We start from the raw sequence: 26,969 nt of genomic DNA, 5'->3' as shown, positions 1-26,969 counted from the left end.
GCCTGCATGCAGCGTTTTCTGTCTTCCCTGAGCACTCTTCTGGCCCGCACCCGCTTCCACTGGCTTTTACGGTCTCTGGAGCGGAAAACTGTTGCCCTCACGCTGGCGGCGCTGGCGCTTGGCCTTGGGTTTGCAACCTTTGTGGTGCTGTCGGGCGGCATGTCCTTCGGCCATTATGCGGTTATTGAGCCGCTGGTGGTGGTGCTGAACAGTGTGGTGCTGGGCCTGCTGCTGCTGGCCGTAACCATGCGCGTCGGGCCGATGCTGGTGGAGCACCGGAAAGGGCTGGCGGGTGCCAGACTCCATGTCAGGCTGGTCACGCTGTTCGGGATTGTAGCGGTTGCGCCGACACTGGTGGTGGGCGTCTTTGCGACGCTGTTTTTCCACTACGGTATCCAGATCTGGTTTTCAGACCGGGTGAATACGGCGCTGAATGAGGCCATGGAGGCCTCCCGCGGGTATCTGACGGAACATAACGCCAATATCCGTACCGATGCGTTTTCTATGTCCAACTACATCATGAGCGCACAGAATGAACTGGCCGCCAGCGGCATGAATCTGTTGCAGGACCATGATGCTCTGGCGGAAATGCTGGATAGTCAGGCGACCATGCGCGGGCTGACGGATGCGCTGGTGTATGATCCGATTACCAACAAGGTTGTGGCATCCGGCGGGCTGATGAGCCGCTCCGGTGCGCAGGCTCTGCCACCTCCCGCCGCCACGACGATGGCGCGGTCCAATGATATCGCTATTCTCGATTCTCCAGATCAGCGAACAGTGCGGGCGGTTGTTGAACTGTCCCAGACCCCGGCGCTGATGCTGGTGATTACCCGTCTGGTGGACCCCACCATTCTGGAACATATGCACCGCACAGAAAAAGTGATTGCGGACTACCGGCGGCTTAACGGCAACCGCGCCAAGATCCAGCTGACATTTGTCATGATTTTTGCGCTTGTCGCGTTACTGGTGCTGGCGGCGGCGGCGCTGATTGGGCTGGCGCTGGCAAACCAGATTGCCAGACCGCTCGGCCTGCTGATTCTGGCGGCCCGCCGCATCAGTGAGGGCGATCTGGGTGTGCATGTGCCCGAAGCCAACCGGGATGATGAGGTGACAAGCCTTTCCCGCGCCTTCAACCGGATGACGGAGCAGCTTGCCAGCCAGCGTTCTGAGCTCATGGTGGCCTATGGGCAGATCAATGAGCGGCGGCGCTTTACGGAAGCCGTTCTCTCCGGCGTGTCCGCCGGGGTGATCGGGCTGGATGTAGAGCAGCGGATTGAACTGCCGAACCGTGCGGCAAGCCTGCTGCTGCAAATGGACCTGATGAACGCCATTGGCGAACCTCTGGCGACCCGTGTGCCGGAATTTGCTGAACTGCTGGCCGAGGTCCGCTCCGTGCCCGATCAGGTTGTTACGCGGGAAGTGCAGACCGGGCCGGAGACAAGCCGCCGCATGTTGCTTGTGCGGATTGGCGCGGAACTGCGTGGCACGGTGACGGAGGGCTATGTGATGACGTTTGATGACATCACGGCCCTGCAACAGGCTCAGCGAAAAGCCGCGTGGGCGGATGTGGCCCGCCGCATTGCGCATGAGATCAAAAATCCGCTGACCCCCATCCAGCTTGCAGCCGAACGGCTGAAGCGCCGCTTCCTGCGGGAAATTACGTCTGATCCTGAGACATTTGCACAATGTGCGGATACCATTGTGCGCCAGGTCGGGGATATTGGCCGCATGGTGGATGAATTCTCCGCCTTTGCCCGTATGCCCCAGCCTGTCATGACCAATGAGGATCTCTCCCGTATTATTCGGGAAGTTCTGGTTTTGCAGCGGAATGCGCACCCGGAAATTACCTATCATGTCGGGCTGCCGGACAGAGGGCCGGTGGTGCGGTGTGACAGGCGGCTGATCAGTCAGGCGCTGATCAACCTGTTGCAGAATGCAGCCGATGCCATTGCCATGACAGCAAAACAGGGTGATGCTGAGGGAAATGGCTCACATGCGGCGAGTGCTGTATGGATTGGTCTGAGGGAAGAGGAAGGCAACGTCGAAATTTCTGTTGCGGATACCGGCGTCGGTCTGCCTTCGGGCGACAGGCATCGGCTGACTGAGCCATATGTGACGCACAAGGCGAAAGGCACCGGGCTGGGGCTGGCTATTGTGAAAAAGATTATGGAAGACCACGGGGGTGCGGTGCGTCTGGAAGACAGGGCGGAGGGAACTGGAACGGTGGCTATTCTGATTTTGCCGATGAAAGACGACCATGGCGCATGAAATCCTGATTGTTGACGATGAGCCCGATATCCGGATGCTCATTGAGGGCATTCTTGAAGATGAAGGCTATGAAACGCGGGTTGCCGCGACATCAGATGCCGCCATTGCCGCGTTTCGGGCCCGCAGGCCGTCTCTGGTGATTCTGGATGTGTGGTTGCGGGACTCTCAGCTTGATGGGCTGGGCATTCTGAATGTGCTGCACGCGGAAGAGCCGTCGATCCCGGTGATCATGATTTCCGGGCACGGCACAATTGAAACCGCTGTTGCGGCCCTCCAGCATGGCGCGTACGACTTTATTGAAAAGCCGTTTCAGGCTGACCGCCTGCTGGTTGTGGTGCGGCGTGCGCTGGAAGCCTCGCGTCTGGCACGGGAAAATGAGGAACTGCGCCTGCGCGCCGGACAGGATACGGAGCTGTTTGGCAACAGCGCGCTGATTACCGCCGTGCGCGGCCAGATTGAACGTGTCGCCCCCACCGGCTCCCGTGTGTTGATTACCGGTGGCCCCGGTGCGGGGAAGGAAGTTGCTGCCCGGATGATCCACGCCCGGTCCCGCCGGGCCGACGGCCCGTTTGTGGCCCTGAACTGCGCTATTCTCGCCCCCAACCGGTTTGAGGAAGAGCTGTTCGGGCTGGAAGGGGCGGCCGATGGCACGGGCCGGCGCACAGGTGTGCTGGAACGCGCGCATGGCGGGACGCTGGTGCTGGATGAAGTGGCGGACATGCCGCTGGAAACACAGGGCAAGATTGTGCGCGCCCTGCAGGACCAGACGTTTGAGCGGCTGGGGGGCTCGACCCGCGTAAAAGTGGATATCCGGGTGCTGGCCACCACCAACCGGGACTTGCAGGCCGAGATTATGGCCGGGCGCTTCCGGGAAGATCTGTATTATCGGCTGGCCGTTGTGCCCTTGCGTCTGCCGGGCCTGCGGGAACGGCGGGATGATATTCCGGGGCTTGCGGAACTGTTCCTGCGTCGCGCTGCGGAAATGGCAGGTCTGCCCCAGCGTGAACTCTCAGCGGATGCGATTGCGGCCCTTCAGGCTTATGACTGGCCGGGTAATGCGCGTGAGTTGCGGAACCTGATGGAACGCGTGCTGATTATGATGCCCGGCAACAGTATGGAACCCATCCGGGCGGAAATGCTGCCGTCCACGCTGGGGGAGGGGGCTCCGGCCCTGCTGAAGTTTGATGCCTCCGCCGATGTCATGAGTCTGCCCCTGCGGGAGGCGCGAGATATGTTCGAGACGCAGTACCTGCAGGCCCAGCTCCTGCGTTTTGGCGGAAATATCAGCCGGACAGCAATATTTGTTGGCATGGAACGCAGCGCACTGCATCGCAAACTGAAGCAGCTTGGTGTAACCTCTGAGGAACGAGGGGTCGGCTGACGTGTTTGCATTCACTGTGCAAGCCATCGTCCGGCTATAACAAAAAACGAGAATAGGGCCTCCCACCGTGGATAAGGACACCGGATATAATGTGCAGGACGCGTTTCTGAGCCAGATTCGCCGTTCGCGCTCATCTGTGACAGTTTTTCTTGTGAATGGCGTAAAATTGCAGGGCAATATTACGTGGTTTGATGATGCCGCCGTTTTGCTGAAACGCGACGAGCATACACAGCTTATTTACAAGCATGCCATCAGCACGGTCATGCCGACTGTGCCTGTTAATATCTTTGAAGCACCGGAAAATGGTGCTCAGACAGACAGAGAACCCACACTTGGCGACGATTTTATCTGATACAAAGCCTGTTGCGACCCGTGGCGCGGTTATTCTCCCGTGGGAAAAATCCGCCCATGATCAGGACGTAAGGGCAGCGGAAGCCCGGCTTGAGGAAGCAGTTGGTCTGGCGGCCTCCATCGGGCTGGTGATTGTTTTACAGGCCACCCTGCTACTGCGGGCCAGACGGTCCGCGACCTTACTGGGCAAAGGGCAGGTCGATTCCCTCAAAATTGCCGTGCAGGCTGAGAAAATCGACGTTCTGGTGGTGGATGCCCGGCTTAGTCCGGCGCAGCAGCGTAATCTGGAAACCGCGTTTGGCTGTAAGGTTATTGACCGGACCGGGCTGATTCTCGACATCTTTGGCGCACGCGCTGCGACAAAGGAAGGGACGCTGCAGGTCGAACTGGCGCATCTGGAATATCAGCGGTCCCGGCTTGTGCGGCTGTGGACCCATCTGGAGCGTCAGCGCGGAGGCTTCGGCTTCCTCGGTGGCCCGGGTGAAACGCAGATTGAAGCTGACCGCCGGATGATTGGTGACCGCATTGTGCGGCTCAAGAAAGATCTGGAGCAGGTGCGCCGCACACGCGGGCTGCACCGCCAGGCCCGCAAGCGGGTACCGTTCCCTGTGGTGGCACTGGTTGGGTATACCAACGCGGGGAAATCAACGCTGTTCAACGCGCTGACGGGGGCGACTGTTTATGCAAAAGACCAGTTGTTCGCGACGCTCGATCCGACCATGCGGGCTATTACGCTCCCCTCCGGCCGACGGGTGATTTTGTCCGATACCGTGGGCTTTATCAGTGACCTGCCGACGGAGCTGATTGCGGCCTTCCGCGCAACGCTGGAAGAAGTGGCGGAAGCAGACATTATCCTGCATGTGCGCGACATTGCCCACCCGGACAGTGCTGCGCAGAAAAAGGATGTGTTCCACGTTCTGGAAGGCATGGCGCGGGATAACATGATTGAGCCAGACTGGTCTGGTCGCATGATTGAAGTGCTGAACAAGATTGATCTGCTCGGTGAGCCGGAAGAGCTGGCGCAGATGGGCGATGCGGTTGCGATTTCCGCCATGACCGGAGACGGTCTGCCGGAACTGCTGGCCCTGATTGACCAGCAGATGACGGCGACGATGGAAGAGGTGCGCTATCGTGTGCCCTTGTCTGACGGCGCTGCCTCTGCATGGCTGCATCAGCATGGTGAAGTTCTGAACCGTATTGATGATGAAGAGGGCGCGGATATTACCGTTCGCATCAAGGCTGAGGATCGGGCACGTTTTGAACTGTTGTTCAAACAGGTTGAACCGCTTCTGGCGTAAAGTCTGATCCGGGTATCGGTTTGCAAAACGGTCAGGTTCTGTATGAGCCTGACCGTTTTTTATGGCCTTGTTTTCCCTTCTGTTCCCGTAATGTTTTGCGGGCAGATGCAGGAGGTCCTCACCAATGGATATCATTCTGGCGCCGACCAACCTTGGACTAAGCCCGCTTTATGCAGGGCATGAACCCGGAACATGGCGTGCGCCGCAGGCGCTGATGTCTGCGGGGCTGTTGGAGGCTCTGGGCGTGGAAGCCTCGGTTATCAGTCTTCCGCGTCCTCATTATTCTCCGGAGCCTCCAGCCGGGACACTTATCCGCAATGGCTATGCAATACGCACGTTCAGTCTGAGGCTTGCGGAAGAGGTGGCGAAGAGTGTCGCGAGTGGGCGGTTTGCTCTGGTGCTGGGCGGGGATTGCTCAGTTCTGCTGGGAGCTCTGGCGGGTGCGCGGCGCAGTGGTCCGTTGTCCCTCATTCATTGTGACGGGCATAGTGATTTTCGGCATCCCGGTAATTATGACGCGAGCCGGACAATGAGTGGCGTGGCAGGGATGGATCTGGCACTGGCGACAGGGCGAGGGGAAGATTTTCTGACCCAATGGCCCGGGAGCACTGGCCCGTTAGTGCAGGATGTGCATGTGCTCCAGATCGGGGAACGGGAAAGCCATGACGCTGATTTCGCATGGCCCGATAGTGTTCAGACAGTTATCACCCAGATTGATATTTTTGCGTTTCAGGCACTAGGGGTATCCGGGGCCTCTCTGGTTCTTCAGGAATTTTTAAAAAAGCAGCCTGCTGGCTTCTGGATTCATTTTGATGTGGATGTTCTGGACCAGAGCATCATGCCCGCGGTGGATTGCCCAGGTTCGCCCGGTCTTTCGCCTGATGATGTGGTGGCTCTCCTCAACCCTCTGCTCTCTGATGCACGCTGTCTGGGTATGACAGTTGCCATTTATGATCCGGACAAAGATCCGACGGGATGCTGTGCCAGAACATTGGTCGAGATATTGGGGCAGTTCGCATACCGGACTACTAAGGCGCCCGGCTAAATGCGGAAGCGTCTGGCCCCTGTGCGCGAGTGGCAGGTGGGGTGGAGAATTTGTAGATTTTCCTTCAGTATTTCAGGAAATTTTTGAAAGACACGCGAGCCGGTGAAGCCTGTTCCTGTTCTTTGAGGGAACGGGAACAGAGCTTTCGTTTACGCTTCTGGTTGCGCTGCCATCAGGGCCGCAACAGCCTCCCATTCCGGGGCGGCGTCTGCTGCGCCGTGGCGTGTTGTCGCCAGTGCGCCGCAGGCTGAAGCAATTCTTACGGCTTGTGAAAGCGGTTTCCCCTGAGCCAGAGCGAACGCCAGTCCGGCGTTGAAGCAATCTCCCGCTGCCACAGTGTCAACCGGGTTGACCGAGAAGGGCGCACTATGGCCGCTCTGCGTGCCGTCATGCCAGAACACACCCCGGCTACCCATTTTAACCAGAACCGCCCTGACGCCTTTTGCAAGAAGCAGATCAGCCGCGCGGGCAGCGTCTTCCGCTGTGTCCGGGCGCAGGCCGGTAAGCTGGAAGGTCTCACTTTCATTCGGGGTTAGAATATCAATCTCCTGCCAGAGCGCATCCGGCAGGCCCTGTTCCGGGGCAGGGGCAGGGTCCAGAACAACCAGAGCGCCCGCTGCACGCGCTTTGCGGGCCGCAGCCAGAACGGCGGCGTGAGGAATTTCAAGTTGCAGCAGGACAACGGCGGCACGTTCCAGCCAGGCAGATGCGGCCTTAACGTCCGTCTCATCCACAGCCATGTTCGCTCCGCCAACGACCGTAATGCAGTTTTCCCCGCTGCCATCTATCCCGATCAGGGCGATACCTGTGGGGTTGGCAGTGTCTTCCCGCAGCGGAGCCAGATCAACCCCAAAGCCTTCAAGCGCCTGACGTGCCTGCGCGCCAAAACTATCCTGACCGATGCGCCCGGCGAGTGCGACCTGAAGACCGGCCCCCGCAGCCAGCCGCCCGGCAGCAGCAGCCTGATTGCTGCCTTTGCCGCCTAGCATCACGGCGTAGCTTTCTCCATGCACCGTCTCACCGGGGCGTGGCAGGCGGGCAGCACGCGCTGTGACGTCAATATTGATGCTGCCAAAGGACAGGATCAGGGGCTTCAGGTTCGGCATGGGGTGTATTCCGCTCAGATTCGAGCGCCCTGTTTAGCATAAAGCAGCGGCGGCAGAGGAGGGGAGGCTAGCAGGCCGGGCGAAGCGGTATGCGCGTCAGTCGAACTCGGTCGGCAGGGTGGGGGTCGCATGATGTGCAAAGAGTCGTTCAATCTGGTGCGGGAGAACGCGGCCGGTTGAAAGGTCAGCGGGGATTTCGTCACGAGCAAAAAAGCGCACTTCGCTGGTTTCAATACTGGTGGTGGGGCTGCCGCCTGTCAGTTCTCCAAGAAAAAACAGTTTGGTCACGGTAAAGGCTTCCGGCGGCTGATGGCCCTGCGTGGAACGATCAAGCGCCATGGCGAGCTTGGTAATGCGGACGGTATAGCCGGTTTCTTCCCACACTTCCTTTGCCGCGCAGTCTGCAGCGGTCAGGTTCACATCGGTCCAGCCGCCGGGCACGGTCCATTTGTTATGGTCCAGCACTTCCCGCACCATGAGAATACGGTCGTCTTTGTCAAACACGCCGACGCGCACTTCCAGTTTTGGTGTGGCATAGCCAGACTGTTCCTGAAAAAGCGTTTCTATTTTTCCGGCGGGCAGCCCGCTCCCTTCCGCCATCATCCGGGCTGCGAGGGTGCGCAGCATTTCATAGCGTTCTTTATCAAAAGGGTCTCTGGCGTAGGTCAGCCCGGTCTGGGAAATGCCCTGAAGTTCACGGGCCCACAGCAGCCAGTTGGGTTCAGCCATAAGGAAACTCCCTTCATCATGCGCGCAATAAAAAACGGGAAGGCCTGAGCCTCCCCGTTTCCGTTGTGCCTGTTTGTCGGGTGATCAGGCAAGAGCCGCCGCGGCGTCCTGACCGTTAATGAGGAGGCCATCACCGTTGGCGGAGACTTTAACATCCTCACCATCATGGATGGTCCCCTGTAGCAGCAGTTCTGCCAGCGGGTTCTGAAGGCTGCGCTGGATGACCCGTTTGAGCGGGCGGGCCCCATACACAGGGTCATACCCCTCATTGGCCAGCCATGCGTGGGCCAGATCATCCAGACTGAGGACGATCTTACGATCTTCCAGCAGCTTTTGCAGGCGGCGGATCTGGATATCCACAATCTTGGTCATGTCTGCTTTCTGCAGGCGAGAGAACAGAATGATTTCATCCAGACGGTTCAGGAATTCCGGACGGAAATGCTCCCGCACCACCTTCATCACCTGTGCCTGCACCATGTCGGTCGATTCACCGTCCGGCTGGTGGGCCAGAACATCGGAGCCGAGGTTGCTGGTCAGCACAATAATGGTGTTGCGGAAGTCTACCGTGCGGCCCTGACCATCCGTCAGGCGGCCATCATCCAGCACCTGAAGAAGAATGTTGAAGACATCTTCATGCGCTTTTTCAACTTCATCAAACAGGATGACCTGATAGGGCCGACGCCGCACCGCTTCTGTCAGAACGCCGCCTTCTTCATACCCGACATAACCCGGAGGGGCACCAATGAGGCGGGCGACTGCGTGTTTCTCCATGAATTCACTCATGTCGATCCGCAGCAGAGCCTTTTCATCATCAAACAGGAAGCGCGCCAGAGCCTTGGTCAGCTCGGTTTTACCCACACCCGTCGGGCCGAGGAACAGGAAGGAGCCAATCGGGCGATTGGGGTCCTGCAATCCGGCACGCGCCCGGCGCACGGCGTTGGACACAGCTTTAAGCGCCTGCTCCTGACCCACTACGGATTTACGCAGATCATCTTCCATGCGCAGCAGTTTGGCGCGTTCACCTTCCAGCATGCGGTCCACCGGCACACCTGTCCAGCGGGAGACAATGGAGGCCACGTCCTGATCCGTCACGGCTTCTGACACGAGGCCGCTTTTGCCTGCGTCAGACTGGGATTTCTGCGTTTCCTCTTCAATCTGCGCCTGAAGATTGGGAATGACGCCATACATCAGCTCAGAGGCTTTACCGAGGTCGCCTTTACGCTGAGCCACTTCCACTTCGGACTTAGCCTGATCAAGCTGTTCCTGAAGCTTCTGCACAGCGTTCACACGGTCTTTTTCCGCGTGCCAGGCCGCACTCATGGCGTCAGATTTTTCTTCCAGATCGGCCAGTTCCGCTTCCACGGCTTCCAGACGATCCTTGCTGGCGCTGTCATTTTCCTTGCGCAGGGCTTCACGCTCGATTTTGAGCTGAATGACGCGACGGTCGAGTTCGTCCAGTTCTTCCGGCTTGCTGTCAATCTGCATGCGCAGGCGGCTGGAAGCCTCGTCAATCAGATCAATCGCTTTGTCCGGCAGGAAGCGGTCCGTGATGTAGCGGTTGGACAGCGTGGCTGCAGAGACCAGCGCACCGTCCGTAATCCGGATGCCGTGGTGCAGCTCATATTTTTCCTTGATGCCGCGCAGGATGGAGATGGTATCCGCAACCGAGGGTTCCCCCACAAAGACCGGCTGGAAGCGGCGGGCAAGCGCTGCATCCTTTTCGATATATTTGCGGTATTCATCCAGCGTGGTGGCACCTATGCAGTGCAGGGTACCGCGGGCCAGTTCCGGCTTGATAAGGTTGGAGGCATCCATTGCCCCATCCGTGCGGCCAGCGCCAACCAGCGTGTGCATTTCATCAATAAAGAGAATGACCTGCCCTTCGGCCGATTCAATTTCTTTCAGAACAGCTTTCAGGCGTTCTTCAAACTCACCGCGATATTTGGCGCCAGCCACCAGAGCGCCCATGTCGAGCGAGAGCAGCTTTTTGTTTTTGAGTGCTTCCGGCACGTCCCCGTTCACGATGCGCTGGGCCAGACCTTCCACAATGGCGGTCTTACCCACGCCGGGTTCACCAATCAGCACCGGATTGTTCTTGCTGCGGCGGGCGAGAACCTGAATGGCGCGGCGAATTTCCTCGTCACGGCCAATCACAGGGTCCAGCTTGCCAGCTAGTGCTACTTCCGTCACGTCACGGGCGTATTTCTTCAGAGCATCAAAATTGGCTTCAGCGTTTTCGCTGGTCACGGTGCGTCCTTTGCGGATGGTGGCAATGGCTTTGTCCAGAGCGTCCGGCGTGGCGCCGTTCTCTTTTAAAGCGCGCGCGGCAGGGCTGTCAGAGGCAGCAATGGCCACCAGCAGGCGGTCCTGCGCTACAAAGGAATCACCGGCTTTTTGGGCCTGCTGCTCGGCAGCATCCAGCACACGGACCAGATCGGGTGTGGCGGATGGCTGGCCAGCGCCGCCGCCCTGTACTTTAGGCAGTTTTGCCAGAGCCTGTTCATTCGCCGCTCTTACGGCATCGGGGTTGCCCCCGGCCGCGCGGATCAGCGAGGAGGCAGCCCCTTCCTCATCATCCAGCATGGCTTTGAGAAGATGTTCCGGTGTGAGCTGCTGATTAAAATCGCGGATGGCGATTGTCTGTGCGGCCTGCAGAAAACCGCGAGACCGTTCAGTAAATTTTGCGATATCCATAATTTCCCTCTTGTCCCTTCTACTCAGGCGACTGAAGGCCTTGTCTCCATCCCATTATGGCAATGGCGGCATGGTCTTTTCTCGCAAACAGAGATTGGAAGACCTGTTGCAACAATCAAGAGGGGGTGATGCAGGGCTGGTATTTTTTGCAGGCAATCAGGCAAAAAAACGCCTCCGGTGAGGGAGGCGTTCTTTGCGGATCAAACTTGAAAAAAACTCAGGCAGCGTTGAGCTGAGCTTCAGCAAATTCGTAGTTTGCCAGCTTGTCCAGATAGTTGGTGATGTAGTCCGGGCGGCGGTTGCGGAAGTCCAGATAATAAGCGTGTTCCCACACATCCAGACCCAGCAGCACCTTGCCCTGACCTTCAGCCAGCGGGTTGGAGCCGTTGGCGGTTTTGGTCACAGCCAGCTTGCCGTCCTGACCCAGAACCAGCCATGCCCAGCCGGAGCCGAACTGCGTGGTGGCGGCCTTCTTGAATTCGTCCTTGAAGGCATCAACGCTGCCAAAGTCACCGTTGATTTTTGCGGCCAGCTTATCCGGAATGGCGCCACCGTTGGCGGAGAGGTTCTGCCAGAAGAGGATATGGTTCCAGTGCTGCCCTGCATTGTTGAAAACAGGAGCCTGAGCGCTGTCACCTTTAACGGCCAGAATAATTTCGTCGAGGGATTTGCCCTGCAGCGCCGGGTTGGCTTCGACAAAGTTGTTCAGAGCCGTAACATAGGCCTGATGGTGTTTGTCATGATGCAGTTCAAGCGTTTCCTGGCACATGCCGCGTGCGGCAAGAGCGTTGTAGGAATAGGGAAGGGCTGGCAGTTCAAAAGCCATGACATACTCCATAAGAAAAAAGCGCGCGGATATGCGCCATAATCCAGAGCTATGAGGCTCCGGCACATGCGTCAAGGGAGGGCGGTGTGACAATCGTGCTTTTCTGCGGGCCGGTCACACACTCTTGTCCCTGCATGCGGTGTCTTTCTGATTAACGTCTTCTGCCGGAAAAAGATCCCTTGAGGCCTGATCAGGCGTGGCAGATTTTTCCATCAGGCCCGGTTACAGCAGGTTCAGGTTCAGGTTCAGCGTCAGCAGCAGGAGTGAGGGTTGAAGGTCTAGAGGAGAAAGGCGTGCTGGCTGGAAGGGGTGCAGCAGATAAAATGACGGCAGAGAAGATGCAGGGGAAGAGTGCGTGAAGAGAGAAGAGCGGGGTGAGCAGTCGGCAGGGCCTTCCAGAACGGAGGGGCTGGAGGAGGCCGTGCGTCAGGCGGACCCTGATCGCGCTTTGTGTGCGGGGTTTTTGCCTGCTTCCGTCCGGGCAGACGTGACGGTGTTGCTGGCGTTCCACACAGAACTCACCCGTGCGCTGGCCCCGGCGCGGTCTGCTGCAATAGCCGGGCCTATGGCGGGGCTGATCCGCCTCCAGTGGTGGCGGGATGTGCTGGAGGGGGTGCGTGCTCCGGACCACGCACTGGCTCCGGCGATTTTGTCCGCGCTGGCGCGTGGTGTTTTTCATCGGGAGACGCTGCTGCGGGTTCTCAGCGCACGGGAAGCAGAACTTAACCCTGAGCTGGAAGTCAGCCCATGGCGGCAGATGATGCGGGACGGCGCAGGCGGTGTGCAGCGGGCGGTGGGTGAGGCGCTTGGTGTGCGGGATGAGGCTGTACTGACGCGGCTGGAAGCCAGTGGCGCGGCCTACGGTGCAGGCGCCATGCTGCGGCACTGGCCGCATATCCAGCAGAGCGGGCGGTATTTATTCCCCGGAGAGACTGCGACCCTGCGGCAGGAGGGCGAGGCGTTTCTGCAAAGCTGTGGCATGGAAACACTGCCCGCAGCCGGGAGGCTTGCCGCTCTGCCCGCTGTGCTGGCTACCCGGGATCTGGCGCGGACCAGCGCGCAGGCCGGGCAACCGCGCGGGCTGGGGGACCGTCTGGCCGTGATGCGGGCAGGCTGGAAGGCGGCCCGCATGTTTCAAAAGTCCAGTGAGCCAGCGTTATAAACCGGGGCTATAAACCGGAAAGCTGCCGTCCTGCTGGCGTGCTTTGCGCTGTGGCGTAAAGCTCCACCAGTTTCTGGCTTCTCCCGTACGGGCCTGATGAATGGCCGCGGCAAAGACATCATGCACGCAGGGGTCATGCCGCTGCCGGGTTTTCTGGCAGAGCGTCAGATAAAGGTGATCCGCGTCCTGCCCGGCAAGTTGCCCGATTGTCTGGATTTCCAGCACGGCAAAGTCCGCAAGTGCGGCCTTGCCAATGTTGCGCAGGCTGGCGAGGCCCCCGTGGCCATCCGGCGCAGCCGGTTTCCCGGCCTCGCGTTGCTGAGGTGAGTCGTCAGGCATCATTCGCGACGATATGTTCCATCACCCCGATCAGGGCAGAATAGTCCTCATTCGCGGCAGCGCGACGGGTGAGGGAGAGTTGCTGCGTTGTGGCGGCCATGGTCGGCATGGGCACAGCCTGACGGGCGGCGGCATCCAGCAGCAGGCGCATGTCCTTCTGCATCAGGCGGGTGGGGAACTGCGGCGTGAAGTCTCCCTCCTTAGCAGCCCGGATTTTACGTTTGTGGTGGGGGGAGATTACGGCGACTTCTCCCAGCGCATCAAACAGCATCGAGCGGTCCAGCCCGGCCGCCAGACCGTAGGCAATGGTTTCCGCTACGGCTGCAAGGCCAGCCCCCATAATCCCGTTAATCACCAGTTTCAGCCGTGCGCCGCTGCCAGACGGCCCGGCGTGGATGGTTGTCTTGCCAATGCAGTCAAACACGGGGCGGGCGCGTTCCAGCAGGGCGTCGTCCCCCCCGGCCAGCACAACCAGAGCGGCGGCTTCAGCTTCCGGCGTGCTGCCGGAGACGGGGCAGTCAATCACACAGACCTGTTTGTCCTGCCCGGCTTTCTGGAGCGCATCCGTCGCTTCCGGGGAGACAGAGCTGGTGTTGAGCAGCAACTGGTTTGCGTGGGCACCTGCCAGTGCGCCGTGTTCTCCATACATCGCGGCGGTCAGTGCTTCATCATCCGGCACGCAGACAAGGATGATATCCGCTTTGCGCGCGACATCGGCAGGGGTGGGGAGGAAAGGTGTGGTGCCATCGCCTCCCTTTCCGGAGGGGGTATAGGCAACCAGAGCATATCCGGCCTTTTTCAGGTTATCCCCCATCCGGCTGGCCATGGCGCCAAAGCCGATAAACCCAATGGTCTGCTGCGTCGTCATTCTGCAAGTCCCTGTTCTTGTGTGTGCGCGGAGTATGGCAGAAACGGCCGGGCGGCTCATGTGGTTTCCTGCATGGCGCTGTTACACGAAATGCGGCGTAAGGCCGGACGGCGCGACCGGCTACCAAATTTTCATGACGCTTTTTTCCATATACATCCGCCAGACTTTCGTTTTCACTGAACGGACTGGTTAGAGTTCTGTAAAAAAGGAAGGGGCTTCCTTATGGCTGTGTATCGCTATCCTCGCCCGGCTTCCTCGGATATTACGCCGCGTCGGCTGTTTTTTTCACGTCGGGCTTTGCTGGGCACAGCTGTCGGGGGTGTTCTGGCCGGTGGCCTCAGGCCCGGTATGGCACAGGCTGATGCGCCTGTTACGGAGTCTGCACGCGGCTGGCCAGCGGCTGAAACGCCGACACCTCGCGATGATGTCACACATTATAATAATTTTTATGAATTCGGGATGGAGAAGAGTGACCCGGCAGAACTGTCCGGCGGGTTTCACCCTCGCCCGTGGCAGGTGCAGGTGGACGGGCTGGTTGACCACCCGCAAACCTGGGATCTGGATGCGCTGGGCGCGCGCTTCGGGCATGAGGACCGGCTGTATCGGATGCGGTGCGTTGAGGCGTGGTCCATGGTGATCCCGTGGCAGGGGTTTGAACTGGGGGCGCTTCTGCGGGCCGCAGGTGTTAAAGCGGGGGCGCGCTATGTTGCGTTTACGTCTGTTGTCCGGCCTTCTGAAATGCCGGGGCAGAGGGGCGGTTTGTTCTCACTGAGCTGGCCGTATGTGGAAGGGCTGAGGCTGGATGAGGCCATGCATCCGCTCACCCTGCTGGCAACAGGGGTGTATGGGGAGGCGCTTCCTGCCCAGAATGGTGCGCCCATCCGGCTGGTTGTGCCGTGGAAATATGGGTTTAAGGGCATCAAATCCATCACGCGGATTACCGTGACAGATCAGCAGCCCCCCACAAGCTGGAACAGGATGGCGCCGGAAGAATACGGGTTTTACGCCAATGTTAATCCGGATGTGGACCACCCGCGCTGGAGCCAGTCGAGCGAGCAGATTATTGGCGAGGGCAGTCTGTTCCGGACAGCGCGCAGACCCACGCGGCTGTTTAACGGCTATGCGGAACAGGTTGCCAGTTTGTATCGCGGTATGGATCTGAGGAAGGATTTTTAGGCAGATGGCTCCAGCACCCTCGGGGCGGCGGCGTTCCCGTTTTTCACCGTTAACGCGGCAGATTTTTCTTTATCTGTTTGGCCTGCTTCCCGCTGTGCTGGTGCTGGCACAGGGCATGGCAAACATGCTGGGGCCTAACCCGGTTTCGGCCTGTTTGCATGAATTCGGGCGGTGGGCGTTCCGGTTTTTGCTGATCTCACTGGCAGTCAGCCCGATAAGGCGTTTTGCTAAGCTGGATTTCATGGTCTATCGCAGGCCGCTCGGTTTATTGGCATTTACCTATGCGGCGTTGCATGTCGTGTTTTATGCTGGTGTGGCAAGGCATTTTGATACGCATGTTCTGTGGAAGGATTTTACGTCCCGCCCGTTTCTGACGTTCGGGCTTCTGACATTTCTGATCCTGCTCGTGCTGGCTCTGACATCTACCCGCAGGGCGATTATGGCTCTGGGGCGGCGTTGGGCAAAGCTGCATAAGTTGGTGTATGTGGCCATGATGCTGGCCTCTGTGAATTACACCATCGCCTTTAAAACCTGGCATGTAGAGCCATTTATTTATGCAGCACTCGCGGCTGGTCTGCTGGCCTTGCGGCTGGTGCCAAAACAGACAAAGCGCGCTGCCTGATTATAGAAGTCATACATGCCATGCTGGTGACAGCAGTGAGGCGGTTTGCTCTCCCGTTCTCTCCAGCATGGCTGCTTGACCAAAGGGGACATCCAATCCGCTCTGTTTACGCGCGTCCGTCTTTGGGAAAACACCTGATTGTGGACTTGCTGGTCTTAAAAGCCGGATGAAAAATTCTGATAAAAAACCCCGCCAGACGGGAAATCTGGCGGGGTTTTTTGTGCGACTAGTCTGAAAGCCTGATTAAGCAGACGGAGAGATCTGTGTCTCTGCCAGAAGTGTGTCATGCCCCAGCGCGTTGAGAAGCTGAGCGGCTCGGGCATCCGGGTTGAGGATCTGCACGGTTTTGCCGCGCCCCTGCAGGCGTGAGACGATTTTTTCCAGCGTGTCGGCGGCGCTGATGTCCCACAGACGGGCGTCTTTCAGGTCCAGCACGATGTGTGTGGCCTTGTCCTGAAATTCAACGGCGTCAGACAGGAGGCTGGCGGAAGCAAAAAAGACCTGCCCGTGAATGTAATAGGTACGGGTTATGCCATCCGGGCTGAGGGTGTCAGTAATTTTCAGAAGTGTCATGACCTGAAAGGAGAAGAACAGGCCGCTCAGCAGCACGCCGCAGGCAACCCCCGCCGCCAGATCATGCGTGAGCACCACCACCAGAACTGTGACCAGCATGACGGTGGAGGATAGGCGCGGGTGGCGCACAAGGTCCCGCAGGGAAGACCATGAAAACGTGCTGACGGACACCATGATCATGATGGCCACCAGAGCCGCGACAGGCACGCGGGCCACGAAACCATGAAAGGCTACCAGAAGCAGCAGCAGGAATGCCCCGGCGGTAAAGGTGGAAAGCCGACCGCGCCCCCCGTAACGCAGGTTGCCAACCGTCTGGCCGATCATCCCGCAGCCAGCCATGCCGCCAAACAGACCGACAAATATGTTGGAGAGGCCAAGGCCCGTACATTCCATGCGCTTGTTGCTGTGGGTGTCCGTCATTTCATCCACCACCGTGGCGGTCATGAGGGATTCCAGCAGTCCGACCATGGCCATGGCAAAGGCGTAGGGCAGCACGATTTTAAACGTGTCCAGCGTCAGCGGCACATGCGGCAGCGTGAAGGACGGCAGGCCGGTGGGGAGAGCGCCCAGATCAGACACCACATGGACAGGCATAGGCACGGCCATGGTCAGGCCCGTCAGCACCAGAATACAGATCAGGGGGGAGGGGATGGCGGTTGTCAGGCGGGGCAGCAGATAGACAATGGCTAGTCCCAGAGCAATGAGCGCGTAGGTGTGCCATGTGACATGCAGCATCTGCGGAATCTGCGCGGAAAAAATCAGCAGACCGAGCGCGTTGACAAACCCTGTCTCCACCTCCCGTGAGACAAAGCGCATCATGCTTTGCAGTCTAAGCAGGCCAAACCCGATCTGAAAGGCCCCGGCCAGAAGGGTGGCAAGCAGCAGATACTCAAACCCATGCCCATGCACGAGGTCCGCTGCGACCAGAGCAACAGACCCGGCAGCGCCGGAAATCATCCCCGGTCTGCCGCCCGTAATGGCAATGGCGATGCTGATAACAAAGGAGGCAAACAGCCCCACCGCCGGAGCCACACCCGCCGCGTAGGAAAAGGCAATGACTTCCGGAATGAGGGCAAAAGTTCCAACCATGCCCGCCAGAAGATTTTTGACCGGATCGTCCGTCCATTCTCTGAGATATTGGCTAACAGTCACGAGACCTCTTTCTGCTGTGTCCGATATTTTGTCTGATGCTGTAGGGCATAAGATGGAGACACCCGGATCGGAAAGGTTTTTCTGAGATTGTGCTGCGCCGGGTGCGCCGGTATGCGTGGGTTATGGATGCGCATATTCCTTCTCCCGCTTCTGCTCCCCTGATCTGGATTCTGGCTGGTGAGGCGAGCGGTGACGTGCTGGGCGCCCGCCTGATGCAGGCGCTGCGTGCGCGTAACCCGGCCATCCGCTTTGCCGGTGTGGGCGGTGTGCGTATGGAGGAGCAGGGGCTGCGCAGCCTGTTTCCTATGCGGGATCTGGCCGTAATGGGGCTGGTGGAAGTGCTGCCGCGCCTGCGCGCGCTCTCAGCGCGGCTGAATGAGGCTGTGCAGGATATTGAAGCCCGCAGCCCGGACCTTGTGGTGACAATTGACAGTCCCGGTTTTGCCCTGCGCGTGCTGCGTCGCATTCGGGGTCTGGGCATTCCCCGCGTGCATTACGTGGCCCCGCAGGTCTGGGCGTGGCGGCAGAAACGGGTGAAGGAATTCCCCGGCTTGTGGGAAGAGCTTTTGTGCCTTCTGCCGTTTGAAGAAGAGTTTTTTAGCAAGCATGGATTGCTGACAAAGTTTGTCGGGCATCCGGTGCTGCAATCAGGAGCCGAGACGGGCGATGCCGCGCGCTTCTACCGCAAGCATGGGGTGAAGGAGGGCGCGCACGTCCTGATTCTGATGCCCGGTAGCCGACGCTCCGAAGCGCCGCGCCTGTTGCCTGTGTTTGGAAAAATGCTGGCCCTGTTGCGGCAGGAGATGCCGGATGTGGTGCCGGTTATTCCAGTCTCCCCTGTTGTCGCGGCGACCGTGGCGCGCGAGACTGCTCGCTGGCCGGTGCGCCCGGTGATTGTGACGGATGTGCAGGACAAGCATGATGCATTTGCCGCCGCTGGAGCCGCGCTGACAAAGTCTGGCACATCTACGCTGGAGCTTGCGCTGGCCGGGGTGCCCATGGCGGTGACCTATCGGGTGAACCCCCTGACGGCCTTTATGGCGCGGCGGCTGATCCGTGTGCCGTATGTGGCAATGGTCAATCTGCTGGCGGGCCGGGCCGTGGTGCCGGAACTGTTGCAGGAACAGTGTCGTCCCTCCGTGCTGGCACGCGCCGTGCGGGCATTGTTTGAAGACCCTGAGATGGGCCACGAACAAAAGGAAGCCTTTAAAACCGTGTTGCAGGGTTTGCAGGGGCCGGGGGGCACGCTGCCAGCCGAAGCCGCGGCAGACGCTGTAATTCAGTTGCTTGCGGAGCGGTCTCAAAAGGAACAGGGGCCATAAAAGCCCTGAAGAGTTCAGACTGATTCCGGGTGGCGGAAATATTTTTCCTGAAAAATTTGAGGCTTTTTGCCGTTTAGGTTTACTGAGTAGCTGGTAGCCAGAGGCGGCCTGTTGAGCAGCCTCTGTACAATATTCCTCTTAAGCCTTTTTGCCGTAAAGCGCGTTCGGGTCGATTTCCGGCTTCATCAGTTCCACCAGCCCTTCAGGCCTGAAGGCGCGATAGAAACAACTGCGGCGGCCTGTGTGGCAGGCAACGCCAATCTGGTTGACCAGAAGCAGCACGGCATCTGCATCGCAATCCAGACGGGCTTCAGTCAGATACTGGATTTGTCCGGATGTTTCCCCTTTGCGCCAGAGCTTTTTACGGCTGCGGGAGAAATAGCAGACGCGGCCTGTCTCCAGGGTTTCCTGAAGGGCTTCACGCGTCATCCAGGCGATCATCAGCACTTCGCCGGTGTCATGCTGCTGGGCAATGGCGGCAATCAGGCCGGAGGCATCGAATTTAACGGTGTCCAGCATGGCGGAAAGAGCGGAGGGGGCAAGGGGCTGATAGGTCATGAGGAAGAAGACGAATCCGGGTTAGGGGTGGACGCAGGCGGCTGGGGCGGCACAAGGGCCTCAGCAAGCCAGACGGGCGGGCGGGGCACAAGAGTATGCCCGCCACAATCCAGCTTTTGTGTCACAGCACTGGTTTTGAGCAAAGCAAGCCCGACATGATCCTGTGAGGAGCAGAGCGTGCCCACCTCCACACCTCCGGCCAGAACGGGTGTGCCGGGGGCGGGCATCGGGCCGGTGCTGGCAACCGGCACCATGCGTTTTTTGACCAGCGTGCGGTAATGCATGCGGGCCGTTACTTCCTGCCCCATATAGCAGCCTTTGCTCCATGAGACGCCGCCCAGCAGGTCCATATTGGCCTCGGCGGCCAGTGTGCGGCCCACTTCACAATCCTGCACCCCGTCTGGCAGACCCAGAATCAGCCGGTGCAGATTGTAGTCCTGAGGGGTGTCGGTCGGCTGTGTGGCCTCCGGCACATCCAGCAGACGCCACCCGGCGGCGGGCAGGCGCGGGTCCGCAAAGCTGATGCTGTTTTCCAGCAGGGCGGCATCTGGCGCGTTCCCCCATGCGACCATAACGCGCATGCCGGTGGGCTCCATCTGCACATCGGCCCGCAGACGAAAGCGCAGGAGCTGTTTGCACAGGGTATCCGCCTGCTCACTGGCGCAGTCCAGCAACAGGCAGGTATCATCCGGATCTGACACCAGAAAGAAATCTGCCTGCCAGCGGCCTTGCGGTGTCAGGCAGGCGGACCATGTGGCCTGCCCCGGCTCAAGCGCCGCGACGTCGGCTGTCACAAGCCCTTGCAGGAATTTGACCCGGTCCGCGCCGGAGAGTTTCAGAACGGTCCGGTTTTCCAGCAGGGCACTATGAGAAGAGGTTGGCATGACAGGTGCTCCCGATGATGAGGCAGACTTTATAACGGCCGGCTGAGTGTTTCAAAAACATCCACTGCCGGAGCAAGCCCGTGGATATGCGTGCGGTGCCACAGGGCATAGAACAGTAACGTCCATGCTGCGGGGCCGGTTTTGCGGCCTGCGGCTGCCTGAAAGAGTGCCCGTACCCGCTCGGGTCTGGCAATTTCCTGAATGCAGTCCTGTTGTGCAACAAGCTGCCCCAGCCGCGCTCCATCCTGCGCAATCCATGTGCCGATGGGCACGGTAAAGCCCTGTTTGGGGGCAAAGGGACGGGCTGCGGGGCAGTGCTGTTCCAGCCAGCGGCGGAGCAGCCATTTGCCTTTATCGTCCCGCACACGGAGGGTGTCGGGCAGCTGCCAGGCCAGATCTGCCACAACCGGGTCCAGCAGGGGGGTGCGGCCTTCCAGCCCGTGGGCCATCAGGCACCGGTCCAGCTTGAGCAGGAGGTCATTGGGCAACCATTCCGCAATATCGACGGATTGCACCGCGGACAGGCGGGTGGGGGCGTTTGCCGCGCACATCTCAGCGGCCATAAGGCCATCGCGCCAGTGTAAGGGCCGGTGGCGGAGCGTGTCCAGACGGTCAAACATGCCCTGCCGCCACATGCGGCGACCGCCCTTCCACCATGGCCGCACGGCGGAGCGATACCGGCCGTAGCCCGCAAACAGTTCATCCCCGCCTTCACCGGACAGGATCACGCGGACATCCCTGGTCGCTTCACGCGCCAGAAACCATGTGGGGATAATGGCGTAATCGGCCGCAGGGTCATCCATGCATGCGGCTATGGCTGGCAGATGCTGCCAGACCATGGCGGCGGTAATGCGCACGGTCTGATGCTCAGTCTGCGCTGCGCGGGCGAGGGCTGTGGCGGCATCGGCCTCATCCGCTGCGTTGCGGGCGTCAAAAACGGCTGTCCATGTGCGTAATTTTTCAGGACGGGGCAGGCGGCTCATGGCAGTCAGCAGGCTTGCGCTGTCAATCCCGCCGGATAGGAACAGGCCGAAAGGCACATCCGCGCGTTCATGCGCCTGCACGCTGTTCATCAGTGCGTCGTCCAGACGGGCCAGCGCAGCCTCTTCCGTCAGGATGTGGCGGGTGTCCGGCCGGGAGGGGAGGGGGGAAAGCCGCTGGCGGTCCAGAATACGGCCCTGCACGATGCGGAGCGTCTCACCCGGCAGGACGCGGGAGATGCCTTTGAAAATCGTCTCCCGCCCGGTAGTGAACTGAAGTTGCAGCAGTTCATCCCGCGCGGAGGAGGACTCCGTGCGGGGCGCAAGCCCTGCGGCCAGCAGGACGGCGGGTTCGGACGCAAACGCAACGCCGCCGTCAAATTCCGTGAAATAGAGCGGCTTTATGCCAAACGGATCCCGGCAGAGCAGAAGCTCATCCTGTGCACTGTCATACAACGCAATGGCATACATGCCGCGCAGATGGCGGGGGAAGTCCGCGCCATGCCGCTCCCAGAGACGCAGGGGGGATTCACAGTCGCTGCCGGTTTTGAAATGATCGGGGCCGATTTCAGCGCGGATTTCCGGATCATTATAGATCTCGCCATTGGCAATCAGGGTGCCTGATCCTGCGGAAAGGGGCTGATCCCCACCTGCAATATCAATAATCGAGAGGCGCGTATGGATCAGGTCCGCGTGCGGAAAGCGGGCAAAATGCGCGCCATCCGGGCCACGATGTTGCAGGGCGGCGGCCATGCGGTCCAGCACATCCTGCCCGCAGGGGGGCGTGCCGCGTGTGTAAACCAGACCACCAATGCCGCACATCAGGGCGCCTCCACTGTGGACAGGAAGTCCGACCATGCCCGGAGCACAGGGGCTGTGGCAAACGTCTGATCATAGTCCGCGCGGCCTGCGGCGGCGAGCTTGCTCGCTCTCACCGGGTCTTCCAGCACGGCGGCGAGTTGCTGTGCGAGGGCGCGGTCATCCTCCACGGGGGCCAGAAGCCCGTTTTCTCCGGAGCGGATCAGTTCCGTCGGGCCTTGCGAGGCTGCGGCCACCACGGGCTTCTGGGCTGAAAACCCTTCAATCACCACATTGCCCAGCGGTTCATGCCGGGAGGGGCAGACAAGGGCCGAGCAGGCGCGAATCAGGCCGCCGGGCTGCGTGGCCCAGCCGGGCATCAGCACGCGGTCGGCCACGCCTTCCTTGCGGGCAAGGTCTTCCAGTGCGGCGCGTTCCGGGCCCTCCCCGGCAATAACCAGCCAGATGCCGGGGAGGTGCGTCATGGCGCGGATCAGCACATCAAACGCCTTATTGGTGTGCAGGCGGCCCAGAGCCAGAAGAAAAGGCGCGCCGGGGGGCAGGCCTTCCGGGCGGACGGGGGACGTGCTGGCCAGTTCCGTGGCAAAATTGGGCAGGTAATGCAGCCGTTCCTGCGGCCAGCCCTGCTCGCGCATCCAGTGCACCAGCCCGTGGGTGTTTCCAATCAGGTGTGAGCAGCGGCGATAATAGGACAGATCATAAAACCCGCCGAGCCGCCCGGCCAGAATCCAGTCACCCTGTGGGGTGAAGCGCGCCGCGCGGTTCATCCAGGCAACCGTCACGCGCGGGGCAAACTGTTTGAGGCGCGCGCGGATTTGCGGGCGCGTCCGCCAGTCTGTCAGGCCGCCAAAATTCAGTTCACAGGCAGGGGCGCCGCCAGCCTGCATACGGGCCGCGCGGGCTGCGTCCTTGCGGATGATGGGCAGGACGGAAAGGCCGGACGCAGCCTGCGCCATACAGAGCCGTTCAAAAAACAGTTCAGCCCCGCCGGTGGGCGCTCCGGCCATAACGTGCGCAACGCGGAGGGGGGAGGAAGGGAAGTGTCCGGTCATGCGTGTGTTTCCGCCAGCAGGGTAGAGGCCGCCTGTGTGACAGCCGCAACGGAAAGTCCGGCAATGGGGGCTTCTCCCTCCGGTCCGGGGGCGGCAATCCATGTGGCGCAGCGGCCTGACGGAGCATATTCTGAGGCGCGGGAGGGGCCAAAAAGCCCCAGAGTCGGCGTTCCCGCAGCCGCCGCCAGATGCATGAGGCCGGAATCGTTCCCGATAAACAGGCAGCACCGGGCCAGCATGGCGGCAACCTGCGTCAGGGAGAACTGGCCACCGGCATCAATCGCGTTCGGCAGGGCTTGCAGAACAGGCAGCGCAAGGGCGCGTTCCTGCTCACCGGGGCCGTAGAAAATGGCCGGCCGGGCAGCCGGGTTCTGGCGGGACAGGTCCGCCCACAGCGGCAGATAGCGCTCTGTGGGCCAGATTTTGCCGGTCCAGTTGGCCGTGGGGCCAAGCGCAATAACCGGGCCGCCCTCGGCAGGAATGATCTGACTGGCGAAGGTTTTGTCCGCCTCGGAAAGCCAGACTGTTGGCATCGGCGGAGGGGAGAGGTGAAAAAGCTGCGCAAGATGGTTCAGCCGCAGGCCGGGGCGGCGGCCCCCGCGCATGATCATCCGTTTGCGCGTACGCAGAAAAAACGTGGTGGCGGAGCCGCGCAGATCAAGCGCGAGATCCCATTTCTGGCCAATGCAGGCTTTCCACAAATCCAGCCAGTGCCGGTCATGCGGGCGCTTGGTCATGATGATCACGCGTTCGAGTCCGGGCAGGTTCTGAAATAACCCGGCGGCCACGGGCCCGCAGGCAATGGTAAAACGCGCATTGGGGTAGATCTGGATAAGGTGAGCCAGAAGGCCGGTCGAGAGCACGGCATCGCCAAGGCGTGTGGCCGTGATGAAGAGAATGCGCATTGGAAAGAGTCTATACGGGCCTCTCCCCGTTTTTCCAAGTGCGCGGCACGGAAGGAAATTTTATGCCGTATTCTGGCCCACAACAGGGTGCAGAAGGCGGGGGATGGACATTTGCACGGCCTGTGTCATGTGAACGCGCAGGTATGCCAGCAGCCGCCCGAAGGTTCGGGCCGGAGATGGCGTGCAGAACAGGGAAATTGAGAATGAGGAAAGGTTTTTTTCTGGTTTTGGGTGGCCTGCTGGCCGGGGCTGTTCTGGCAGACTCCGGGACGGCCCGGGCCGCAACCGGAGCATGGGGTGCGCCTGCCTGCGGGGCGGAGCCTGCGGCGCCGTCTGTCGATGTGTCATCCGTTGAGCATTACAACGCCAGCGTGGACAAGGTGACAGCTTATGAAAAGGCTGCCCGGGCCTATAATACCTGTGTGGCCCGCGCGGCCAACAAGGAAGAGACTGCCATCAGCAATGAAGCACGGGAAAAAATCGCCCATATTCATGAAGGCAGTTCTGTGGTGCAGAAGCGGATTGCCGGCAATTTTGTGCATCTGACAGCCTCATTGAAAGCCGCAAGCGCAAAATTCGGTGGCAGCGCGCACTGAGGGCTGGCCTTCTGCCACGTATGTTAAGGGGTGTCTTTCTCGCAGGTGGCTTGTATGATGGGTGTGCATAGGGCAGAAGTGCCGATTACGCACGCATCATAGTCAGAACGGGAACCAGCCAGACGTGGCAGAAGATGTTTTCAAGGAAGTTGACGACGAATTGAAGGCTGAACGCCTGCGTCAGACTGCTCGCCGTTATGCTGGTCTCGGGATCGGGGTGATCGCCGCCGTGGTGGTCGGGGCCGGAGCGTGGTCATGGCATGTATCCAGCCAGAAATCGGCCTCTCTTGCCGCCACCGGCTCCTACCTGACAGCCCTACGTGAGACGGATCATCTTCCGCCCGCTCTCTCTACACAGACGCCGCTGACGGAAACGGCCCAGACCGGCCTTTCTGCCTTGCAGAAGCTGGTGGCGACCGCCCCCAAAGGTGTGGCAACACTGGCCCGCCTGCAGGAAGGCGCGGTGCAGGCCGCGCATGGTGATGTCAAAGCGGCTCTGGCAGCATGGGATGCCGTGCAGACGGACCAGAGTGCGGACCCTGTCCTGCGGGATCTGGCCACGCTGTTATGGTGCCAGAAACAGCTTGATGCGGGGGACCCGGCTACGCTGCGCTCACGCCTGTCTCTGCTGACTGGCAGCGGCAAGCCGTGGAATGGTCTGGCGACAGAAGCTCTGGCGACGCTGGATGTCCGTGAAGGGCATCTGGATGACGCCCGTAAGAAATTTGCCGTGCTGGCCGCGGCGCAGGACGTTCCTTCGGGCGTGCGGAACAGGGCTCAGGCGCTGTCCCAGGCTCTTGATCCGTCGGCAGGGTGAGGCATCATGAGTAATAAAACAGACGCTGGCAAAACAGACTCCGGCAAAACACGTTCCGGCTCTTTTGGCCGTCCGTCCGTCGCACGCAGAAAGCTTCTGGCCGGGGCCGCCATGATGCCCGTTCTGGCGGGTTGCAGCCTGTTTGATGAAGATGAAAAGCCCATTCTGGCAGGCCACCGCACCAATGTGCTGTCCTCCGGCGCGGGGCTGACGGTCGATAAGGAAGACCGTACCCCCATTACCCTGCCGGAAGCGGTTTCGGTTTCAGACTGGCCGCTGGTTGGCCGCGTGACCTCGCATGTTGGCAGCAACTACCGCTGGGGTGGGCTGCATCCGCGCTGGACGAAGGATATCGGGGCGGGCATTTCCGAACCGGACCTGTTGGCATGGGCCGCTCTGGGCGACTTTGGCCGCGGGCTGATCCAGTCTCCCCCCGTGGTGCATGACGGGCGTCTGTTCATCATGGATGCCCGGTGTGTGGTGCGGGCGTTTAGCTGGCCGCATATGTCACATTTGTGGACCATCAACCCCAAACCCAAGAAGCTCCAGTCCAGCAACGTGGGCGGCGGCATCGGCGTGGATGGGGATACGGTCTATATCATCGACGGTATTTCTCAGGCGCTGGCTGTCAATGCGGCGACTGGTAAGGTCAAATGGCGCTCCGATTTCGGGACGCCGGGCCGCTCCGCACCGACTATCGCAGATGGCCGCGTGTTTTTTGCAACCATTGACGAGCGCCTGTTTGCACTGGATGCCGCAACCGGCAGCCAGCTCTGGTCCTACACGGCGACGGCGGCGGAAACCACGGTGTTCGGCCAGCCTGCTCCGGCGGTGGTGAATGGTGTGGTTATCGCCGGGTTTGGCGGGGGAGACCTTGTGGCTTTCCGCGCGGAAAGTGGCGAGGTTGTCTGGAGTGACATGCTCGGCAATGTCGGCAGTCAGGCCAGTACGCTGAATCTGGCCTGTGTGCGTGGCCTGCCGGTTGTGGTGGACAGCACGGTTTATGCCGTCAGTCTGGCGCAGGTTATGGCTGCGGTGGATATCCGGACAGGCCGTCGCCTGTGGGAGCGTGCCGTCGGGAGCCAGAACAGCCTGCTGTGCGTGGGGGACTGGCTCTATGTTCTGTCTCAGGATGATCAGCTTGCCTGTATCGACCGTCTTTCCGGCCATGTGCGCTGGATTACGCAGCTCCGCCGGTTTGAGCGTGTCGATGTCAGCAAAAATATTGTGACATGGATTGGCCCGGTTATGGCCGGTGGCCAGCTTGTGTGCGTCAGTACCATGCCGGGCAACGGTGTTGTGCGCGTCAACCCGACGACGGGTGCCATTATTTCCGTGGATTCCACGGATCAGGTTTCTTTTGTTCCCCCTATTGTTGTTGACGAGCAGATGCTGATTGTCACCAACGACGGAAAGCTTCGTTCTTATGGCTGATCGTCGGCGGCC

General features: G+C 60.2%; 24 protein-coding genes. 12 read left to right on the top strand and 12 right to left on the bottom strand.

Features of this window, described 5'->3' with window-relative positions:
- Positions 1–6: 6 nt before the first annotated feature.
- The 5 genes from KP699_RS04320 (at position 7) to KP699_RS04300 (ending at position 6,343) form a co-directional block, all read left to right on the top strand.
- Entirely contained in the window at positions 7–2,268 is a 2,262-nt protein-coding gene (locus KP699_RS04320) for a PAS domain-containing sensor histidine kinase (RefSeq protein WP_212354524.1), read from the top strand.
- On the top strand, positions 2,258–3,649 hold the full coding sequence (locus KP699_RS04315) for a sigma-54 dependent transcriptional regulator (RefSeq protein WP_077931388.1): 1,392 nt from the start codon (positions 2,258–2,260) through the stop codon (positions 3,647–3,649). The genes KP699_RS04320 and KP699_RS04315 overlap by 11 nt, the downstream gene beginning before the upstream one ends.
- 67 nt (positions 3,650–3,716) lie before the next feature.
- Complete coding sequence (hfq, locus tag KP699_RS04310) at positions 3,717–4,001, top strand: RNA chaperone Hfq (RefSeq protein WP_025826794.1); 285 nt, start codon at positions 3,717–3,719, stop codon at positions 3,999–4,001.
- Entirely contained in the window at positions 3,952–5,298 is a 1,347-nt protein-coding gene (gene hflX, locus KP699_RS04305) for a GTPase HflX (protein WP_051551864.1), read from the top strand. The genes hfq and hflX overlap by 50 nt, the downstream gene beginning before the upstream one ends.
- A 124-nt stretch (positions 5,299–5,422) precedes the next feature.
- A complete protein-coding gene (locus tag KP699_RS04300; RefSeq protein ID WP_215761734.1) occupies positions 5,423–6,343 on the top strand; it encodes an arginase family protein in 921 nt (306 codons plus the stop codon).
- Between the two features lie 149 nt (positions 6,344–6,492).
- Here the strand turns inward: KP699_RS04300 and rbsK are convergent, their stop codons facing one another.
- The 4 genes from rbsK to KP699_RS04280 all read right to left on the bottom strand — a co-directional run bounded on the left by rbsK (position 6,493) and on the right by KP699_RS04280 (position 11,698).
- Entirely contained in the window at positions 6,493–7,449 is a 957-nt protein-coding gene (rbsK, locus tag KP699_RS04295; protein WP_215761733.1) for a ribokinase, read from the bottom strand.
- Positions 7,450–7,545: 96 nt separating this feature from the next.
- Entirely contained in the window at positions 7,546–8,178 is a 633-nt protein-coding gene (locus KP699_RS04290; protein WP_215761732.1) for an NUDIX hydrolase, read from the bottom strand.
- A gap of 84 nt (positions 8,179–8,262) precedes the next feature.
- Positions 8,263–10,872, bottom strand: a complete 2,610-nt coding sequence (gene clpB / locus KP699_RS04285) for an ATP-dependent chaperone ClpB (RefSeq protein ID WP_215761731.1) — start codon at positions 10,870–10,872, stop codon at positions 8,263–8,265.
- Between the two features lie 217 nt (positions 10,873–11,089).
- Positions 11,090–11,698, bottom strand: a complete 609-nt coding sequence (locus KP699_RS04280; RefSeq protein ID WP_025826803.1) for a superoxide dismutase — start codon at positions 11,696–11,698, stop codon at positions 11,090–11,092.
- Positions 11,699–12,053: 355 nt separating this feature from the next.
- Between KP699_RS04280 and KP699_RS04275 the strand changes: the two genes are divergently transcribed.
- Positions 12,054–12,860, top strand: a complete 807-nt coding sequence (locus tag KP699_RS04275; protein ID WP_215761730.1) for a squalene/phytoene synthase family protein — start codon at positions 12,054–12,056, stop codon at positions 12,858–12,860.
- On the opposite strand, the gene KP699_RS04270 is transcribed toward KP699_RS04275, so the two are convergent.
- Together KP699_RS04270 and KP699_RS04265 are read right to left on the bottom strand one after the other, a co-directional pair.
- The gene (locus tag KP699_RS04270; RefSeq protein WP_252346781.1) at positions 12,855–13,202 is read right to left on the bottom strand and encodes a helix-hairpin-helix domain-containing protein; all 348 of its coding nucleotides are present in this window, start codon (positions 13,200–13,202) and stop codon (positions 12,855–12,857) included. The genes KP699_RS04275 and KP699_RS04270 overlap by 6 nt on opposite strands.
- A complete protein-coding gene (locus KP699_RS04265) occupies positions 13,192–14,067 on the bottom strand; it encodes an NAD(P)-dependent oxidoreductase (protein ID WP_215761729.1) in 876 nt (291 codons plus the stop codon). Before KP699_RS04265 ends, KP699_RS04270 begins: the two co-directional genes overlap by 11 nt.
- Before the next feature lie 222 nt (positions 14,068–14,289).
- On the opposite strand from KP699_RS04265, the gene msrP reads away from it, so the two are divergent.
- Together msrP and KP699_RS04255 are read left to right on the top strand one after the other, a co-directional pair.
- Positions 14,290–15,243 carry a protein-methionine-sulfoxide reductase catalytic subunit MsrP gene (msrP, locus tag KP699_RS04260; protein WP_215761728.1) on the top strand — a complete coding sequence of 318 codons (954 nt, stop codon included), beginning with the start codon at positions 14,290–14,292 and terminating at the stop codon, positions 15,241–15,243.
- A gap of 4 nt (positions 15,244–15,247) precedes the next feature.
- A complete protein-coding gene (locus KP699_RS04255) occupies positions 15,248–15,865 on the top strand; it encodes a sulfite oxidase heme-binding subunit YedZ (protein WP_215761727.1) in 618 nt (205 codons plus the stop codon).
- Between the two features lie 243 nt (positions 15,866–16,108).
- Here KP699_RS04255 and KP699_RS04250 read toward each other — a convergent pair whose 3' ends face one another.
- Positions 16,109–17,590: a SulP family inorganic anion transporter gene (locus tag KP699_RS04250; protein ID WP_215761726.1), complete on the bottom strand. Its 1,482-nt coding sequence runs from the start codon at positions 17,588–17,590 to the stop codon at positions 16,109–16,111.
- Between the two features lie 134 nt (positions 17,591–17,724).
- Here KP699_RS04250 and lpxB point away from each other — a divergent pair, with 134 nt between their 5' ends.
- Positions 17,725–18,912 carry a lipid-A-disaccharide synthase gene (lpxB, locus tag KP699_RS04245; RefSeq protein ID WP_215761754.1) on the top strand — a complete coding sequence of 396 codons (1,188 nt, stop codon included), beginning with the start codon at positions 17,725–17,727 and terminating at the stop codon, positions 18,910–18,912.
- Between the two features lie 138 nt (positions 18,913–19,050).
- On the opposite strand, the gene hisI is transcribed toward lpxB, so the two are convergent.
- The 5 genes from hisI to KP699_RS04220 are packed head-to-tail and all read right to left on the bottom strand — an operon-like array spanning position 19,051 to position 24,110.
- On the bottom strand, positions 19,051–19,470 hold the full coding sequence (gene hisI / locus KP699_RS04240) for a phosphoribosyl-AMP cyclohydrolase (protein WP_212360545.1): 420 nt from the start codon (positions 19,468–19,470) through the stop codon (positions 19,051–19,053).
- Positions 19,467–20,354, bottom strand: coding sequence for a folate-binding protein YgfZ (locus tag KP699_RS04235; protein ID WP_215761725.1), 888 nt, complete (start codon positions 20,352–20,354; stop codon positions 19,467–19,469). The genes hisI and KP699_RS04235 overlap by 4 nt, the downstream gene beginning before the upstream one ends.
- Before the next feature lie 29 nt (positions 20,355–20,383).
- Positions 20,384–22,156, bottom strand: a complete 1,773-nt coding sequence (asnB, locus tag KP699_RS04230; RefSeq protein WP_215761724.1) for an asparagine synthase (glutamine-hydrolyzing) — start codon at positions 22,154–22,156, stop codon at positions 20,384–20,386.
- A complete protein-coding gene (locus KP699_RS04225) occupies positions 22,156–23,205 on the bottom strand; it encodes a glycosyltransferase (protein WP_215761723.1) in 1,050 nt (349 codons plus the stop codon). The genes asnB and KP699_RS04225 overlap by 1 nt, the downstream gene beginning before the upstream one ends.
- Entirely contained in the window at positions 23,202–24,110 is a 909-nt protein-coding gene (locus KP699_RS04220; RefSeq protein ID WP_215761722.1) for a glycosyltransferase family 9 protein, read from the bottom strand. The genes KP699_RS04225 and KP699_RS04220 overlap by 4 nt, the downstream gene beginning before the upstream one ends.
- A gap of 203 nt (positions 24,111–24,313) precedes the next feature.
- Here KP699_RS04220 and KP699_RS04215 point away from each other — a divergent pair, with 203 nt between their 5' ends.
- The 3 genes from KP699_RS04215 to KP699_RS04205 all read left to right on the top strand — a co-directional run bounded on the left by KP699_RS04215 (position 24,314) and on the right by KP699_RS04205 (position 26,957).
- Entirely contained in the window at positions 24,314–24,706 is a 393-nt protein-coding gene (locus KP699_RS04215) for a hypothetical protein (RefSeq protein WP_215761721.1), read from the top strand.
- 124 nt (positions 24,707–24,830) lie between these two features.
- Positions 24,831–25,523: a tetratricopeptide repeat protein gene (locus tag KP699_RS04210; protein WP_212354492.1), complete on the top strand. Its 693-nt coding sequence runs from the start codon at positions 24,831–24,833 to the stop codon at positions 25,521–25,523.
- Positions 25,524–25,634: 111 nt separating this feature from the next.
- Positions 25,635–26,957, top strand: coding sequence for a PQQ-binding-like beta-propeller repeat protein (locus KP699_RS04205; protein WP_215761753.1), 1,323 nt, complete (start codon positions 25,635–25,637; stop codon positions 26,955–26,957).
- Positions 26,958–26,969 lie beyond the last annotated feature (12 nt).

It is taken from the genome of Acetobacter sp. P1H12_c, from assembly GCF_018811975.1.
GTDB classification, from domain to species: domain Bacteria; phylum Pseudomonadota; class Alphaproteobacteria; order Acetobacterales; family Acetobacteraceae; genus Acetobacter; species Acetobacter persici.
The sequence above is the reverse complement of the archived record's forward strand: the minus strand, read 5'-3'. Positions and strand labels throughout refer to the sequence as shown.

Bases quoted from the DNA above. Each gene is read 5' to 3' on its own strand.
- KP699_RS04320 (WP_212354524.1), top strand. From the start codon at position 7: ATGCAGCGTTTTCTGTCTTCCCTGAGCACTCTTCTGGCCCGCACCCGC.
- KP699_RS04315 (WP_077931388.1), top strand. From the start codon at position 2,258: ATGGCGCATGAAATCCTGATTGTTGACGATGAGCCCGATATCCGGATG.
- hflX (WP_051551864.1), top strand. From the start codon at position 3,952: ATGGTGCTCAGACAGACAGAGAACCCACACTTGGCGACGATTTTATCT.
- KP699_RS04300 (WP_215761734.1), top strand. From the start codon at position 5,423: ATGGATATCATTCTGGCGCCGACCAACCTTGGACTAAGCCCGCTTTAT.
- rbsK (WP_215761733.1), bottom strand. From the start codon at position 7,449: ATGCCGAACCTGAAGCCCCTGATCCTGTCCTTTGGCAGCATCAATATT.
- KP699_RS04290 (WP_215761732.1), bottom strand. From the start codon at position 8,178: ATGGCTGAACCCAACTGGCTGCTGTGGGCCCGTGAACTTCAGGGCATT.
- clpB (WP_215761731.1), bottom strand. From the start codon at position 10,872: ATGGATATCGCAAAATTTACTGAACGGTCTCGCGGTTTTCTGCAGGCC.
- KP699_RS04280 (WP_025826803.1), bottom strand. From the start codon at position 11,698: ATGGCTTTTGAACTGCCAGCCCTTCCCTATTCCTACAACGCTCTTGCC.
- KP699_RS04270 (WP_252346781.1), bottom strand. From the start codon at position 13,202: ATGATGCCTGACGACTCACCTCAGCAACGCGAGGCCGGGAAACCGGCT.
- KP699_RS04265 (WP_215761729.1), bottom strand. From the start codon at position 14,067: ATGACGACGCAGCAGACCATTGGGTTTATCGGCTTTGGCGCCATGGCC.
- msrP (WP_215761728.1), top strand. From the start codon at position 14,290: ATGGCTGTGTATCGCTATCCTCGCCCGGCTTCCTCGGATATTACGCCG.
- KP699_RS04255 (WP_215761727.1), top strand. From the start codon at position 15,248: ATGGCTCCAGCACCCTCGGGGCGGCGGCGTTCCCGTTTTTCACCGTTA.
- hisI (WP_212360545.1), bottom strand. From the start codon at position 19,470: ATGACCTATCAGCCCCTTGCCCCCTCCGCTCTTTCCGCCATGCTGGAC.
- KP699_RS04235 (WP_215761725.1), bottom strand. From the start codon at position 20,354: ATGCCAACCTCTTCTCATAGTGCCCTGCTGGAAAACCGGACCGTTCTG.
- asnB (WP_215761724.1), bottom strand. From the start codon at position 22,156: ATGTGCGGCATTGGTGGTCTGGTTTACACACGCGGCACGCCCCCCTGC.
- KP699_RS04225 (WP_215761723.1), bottom strand. From the start codon at position 23,205: ATGACCGGACACTTCCCTTCCTCCCCCCTCCGCGTTGCGCACGTTATG.
- KP699_RS04220 (WP_215761722.1), bottom strand. From the start codon at position 24,110: ATGCGCATTCTCTTCATCACGGCCACACGCCTTGGCGATGCCGTGCTC.
- KP699_RS04215 (WP_215761721.1), top strand. From the start codon at position 24,314: ATGAGGAAAGGTTTTTTTCTGGTTTTGGGTGGCCTGCTGGCCGGGGCT.
- KP699_RS04205 (WP_215761753.1), top strand. From the start codon at position 25,635: ATGATGCCCGTTCTGGCGGGTTGCAGCCTGTTTGATGAAGATGAAAAG.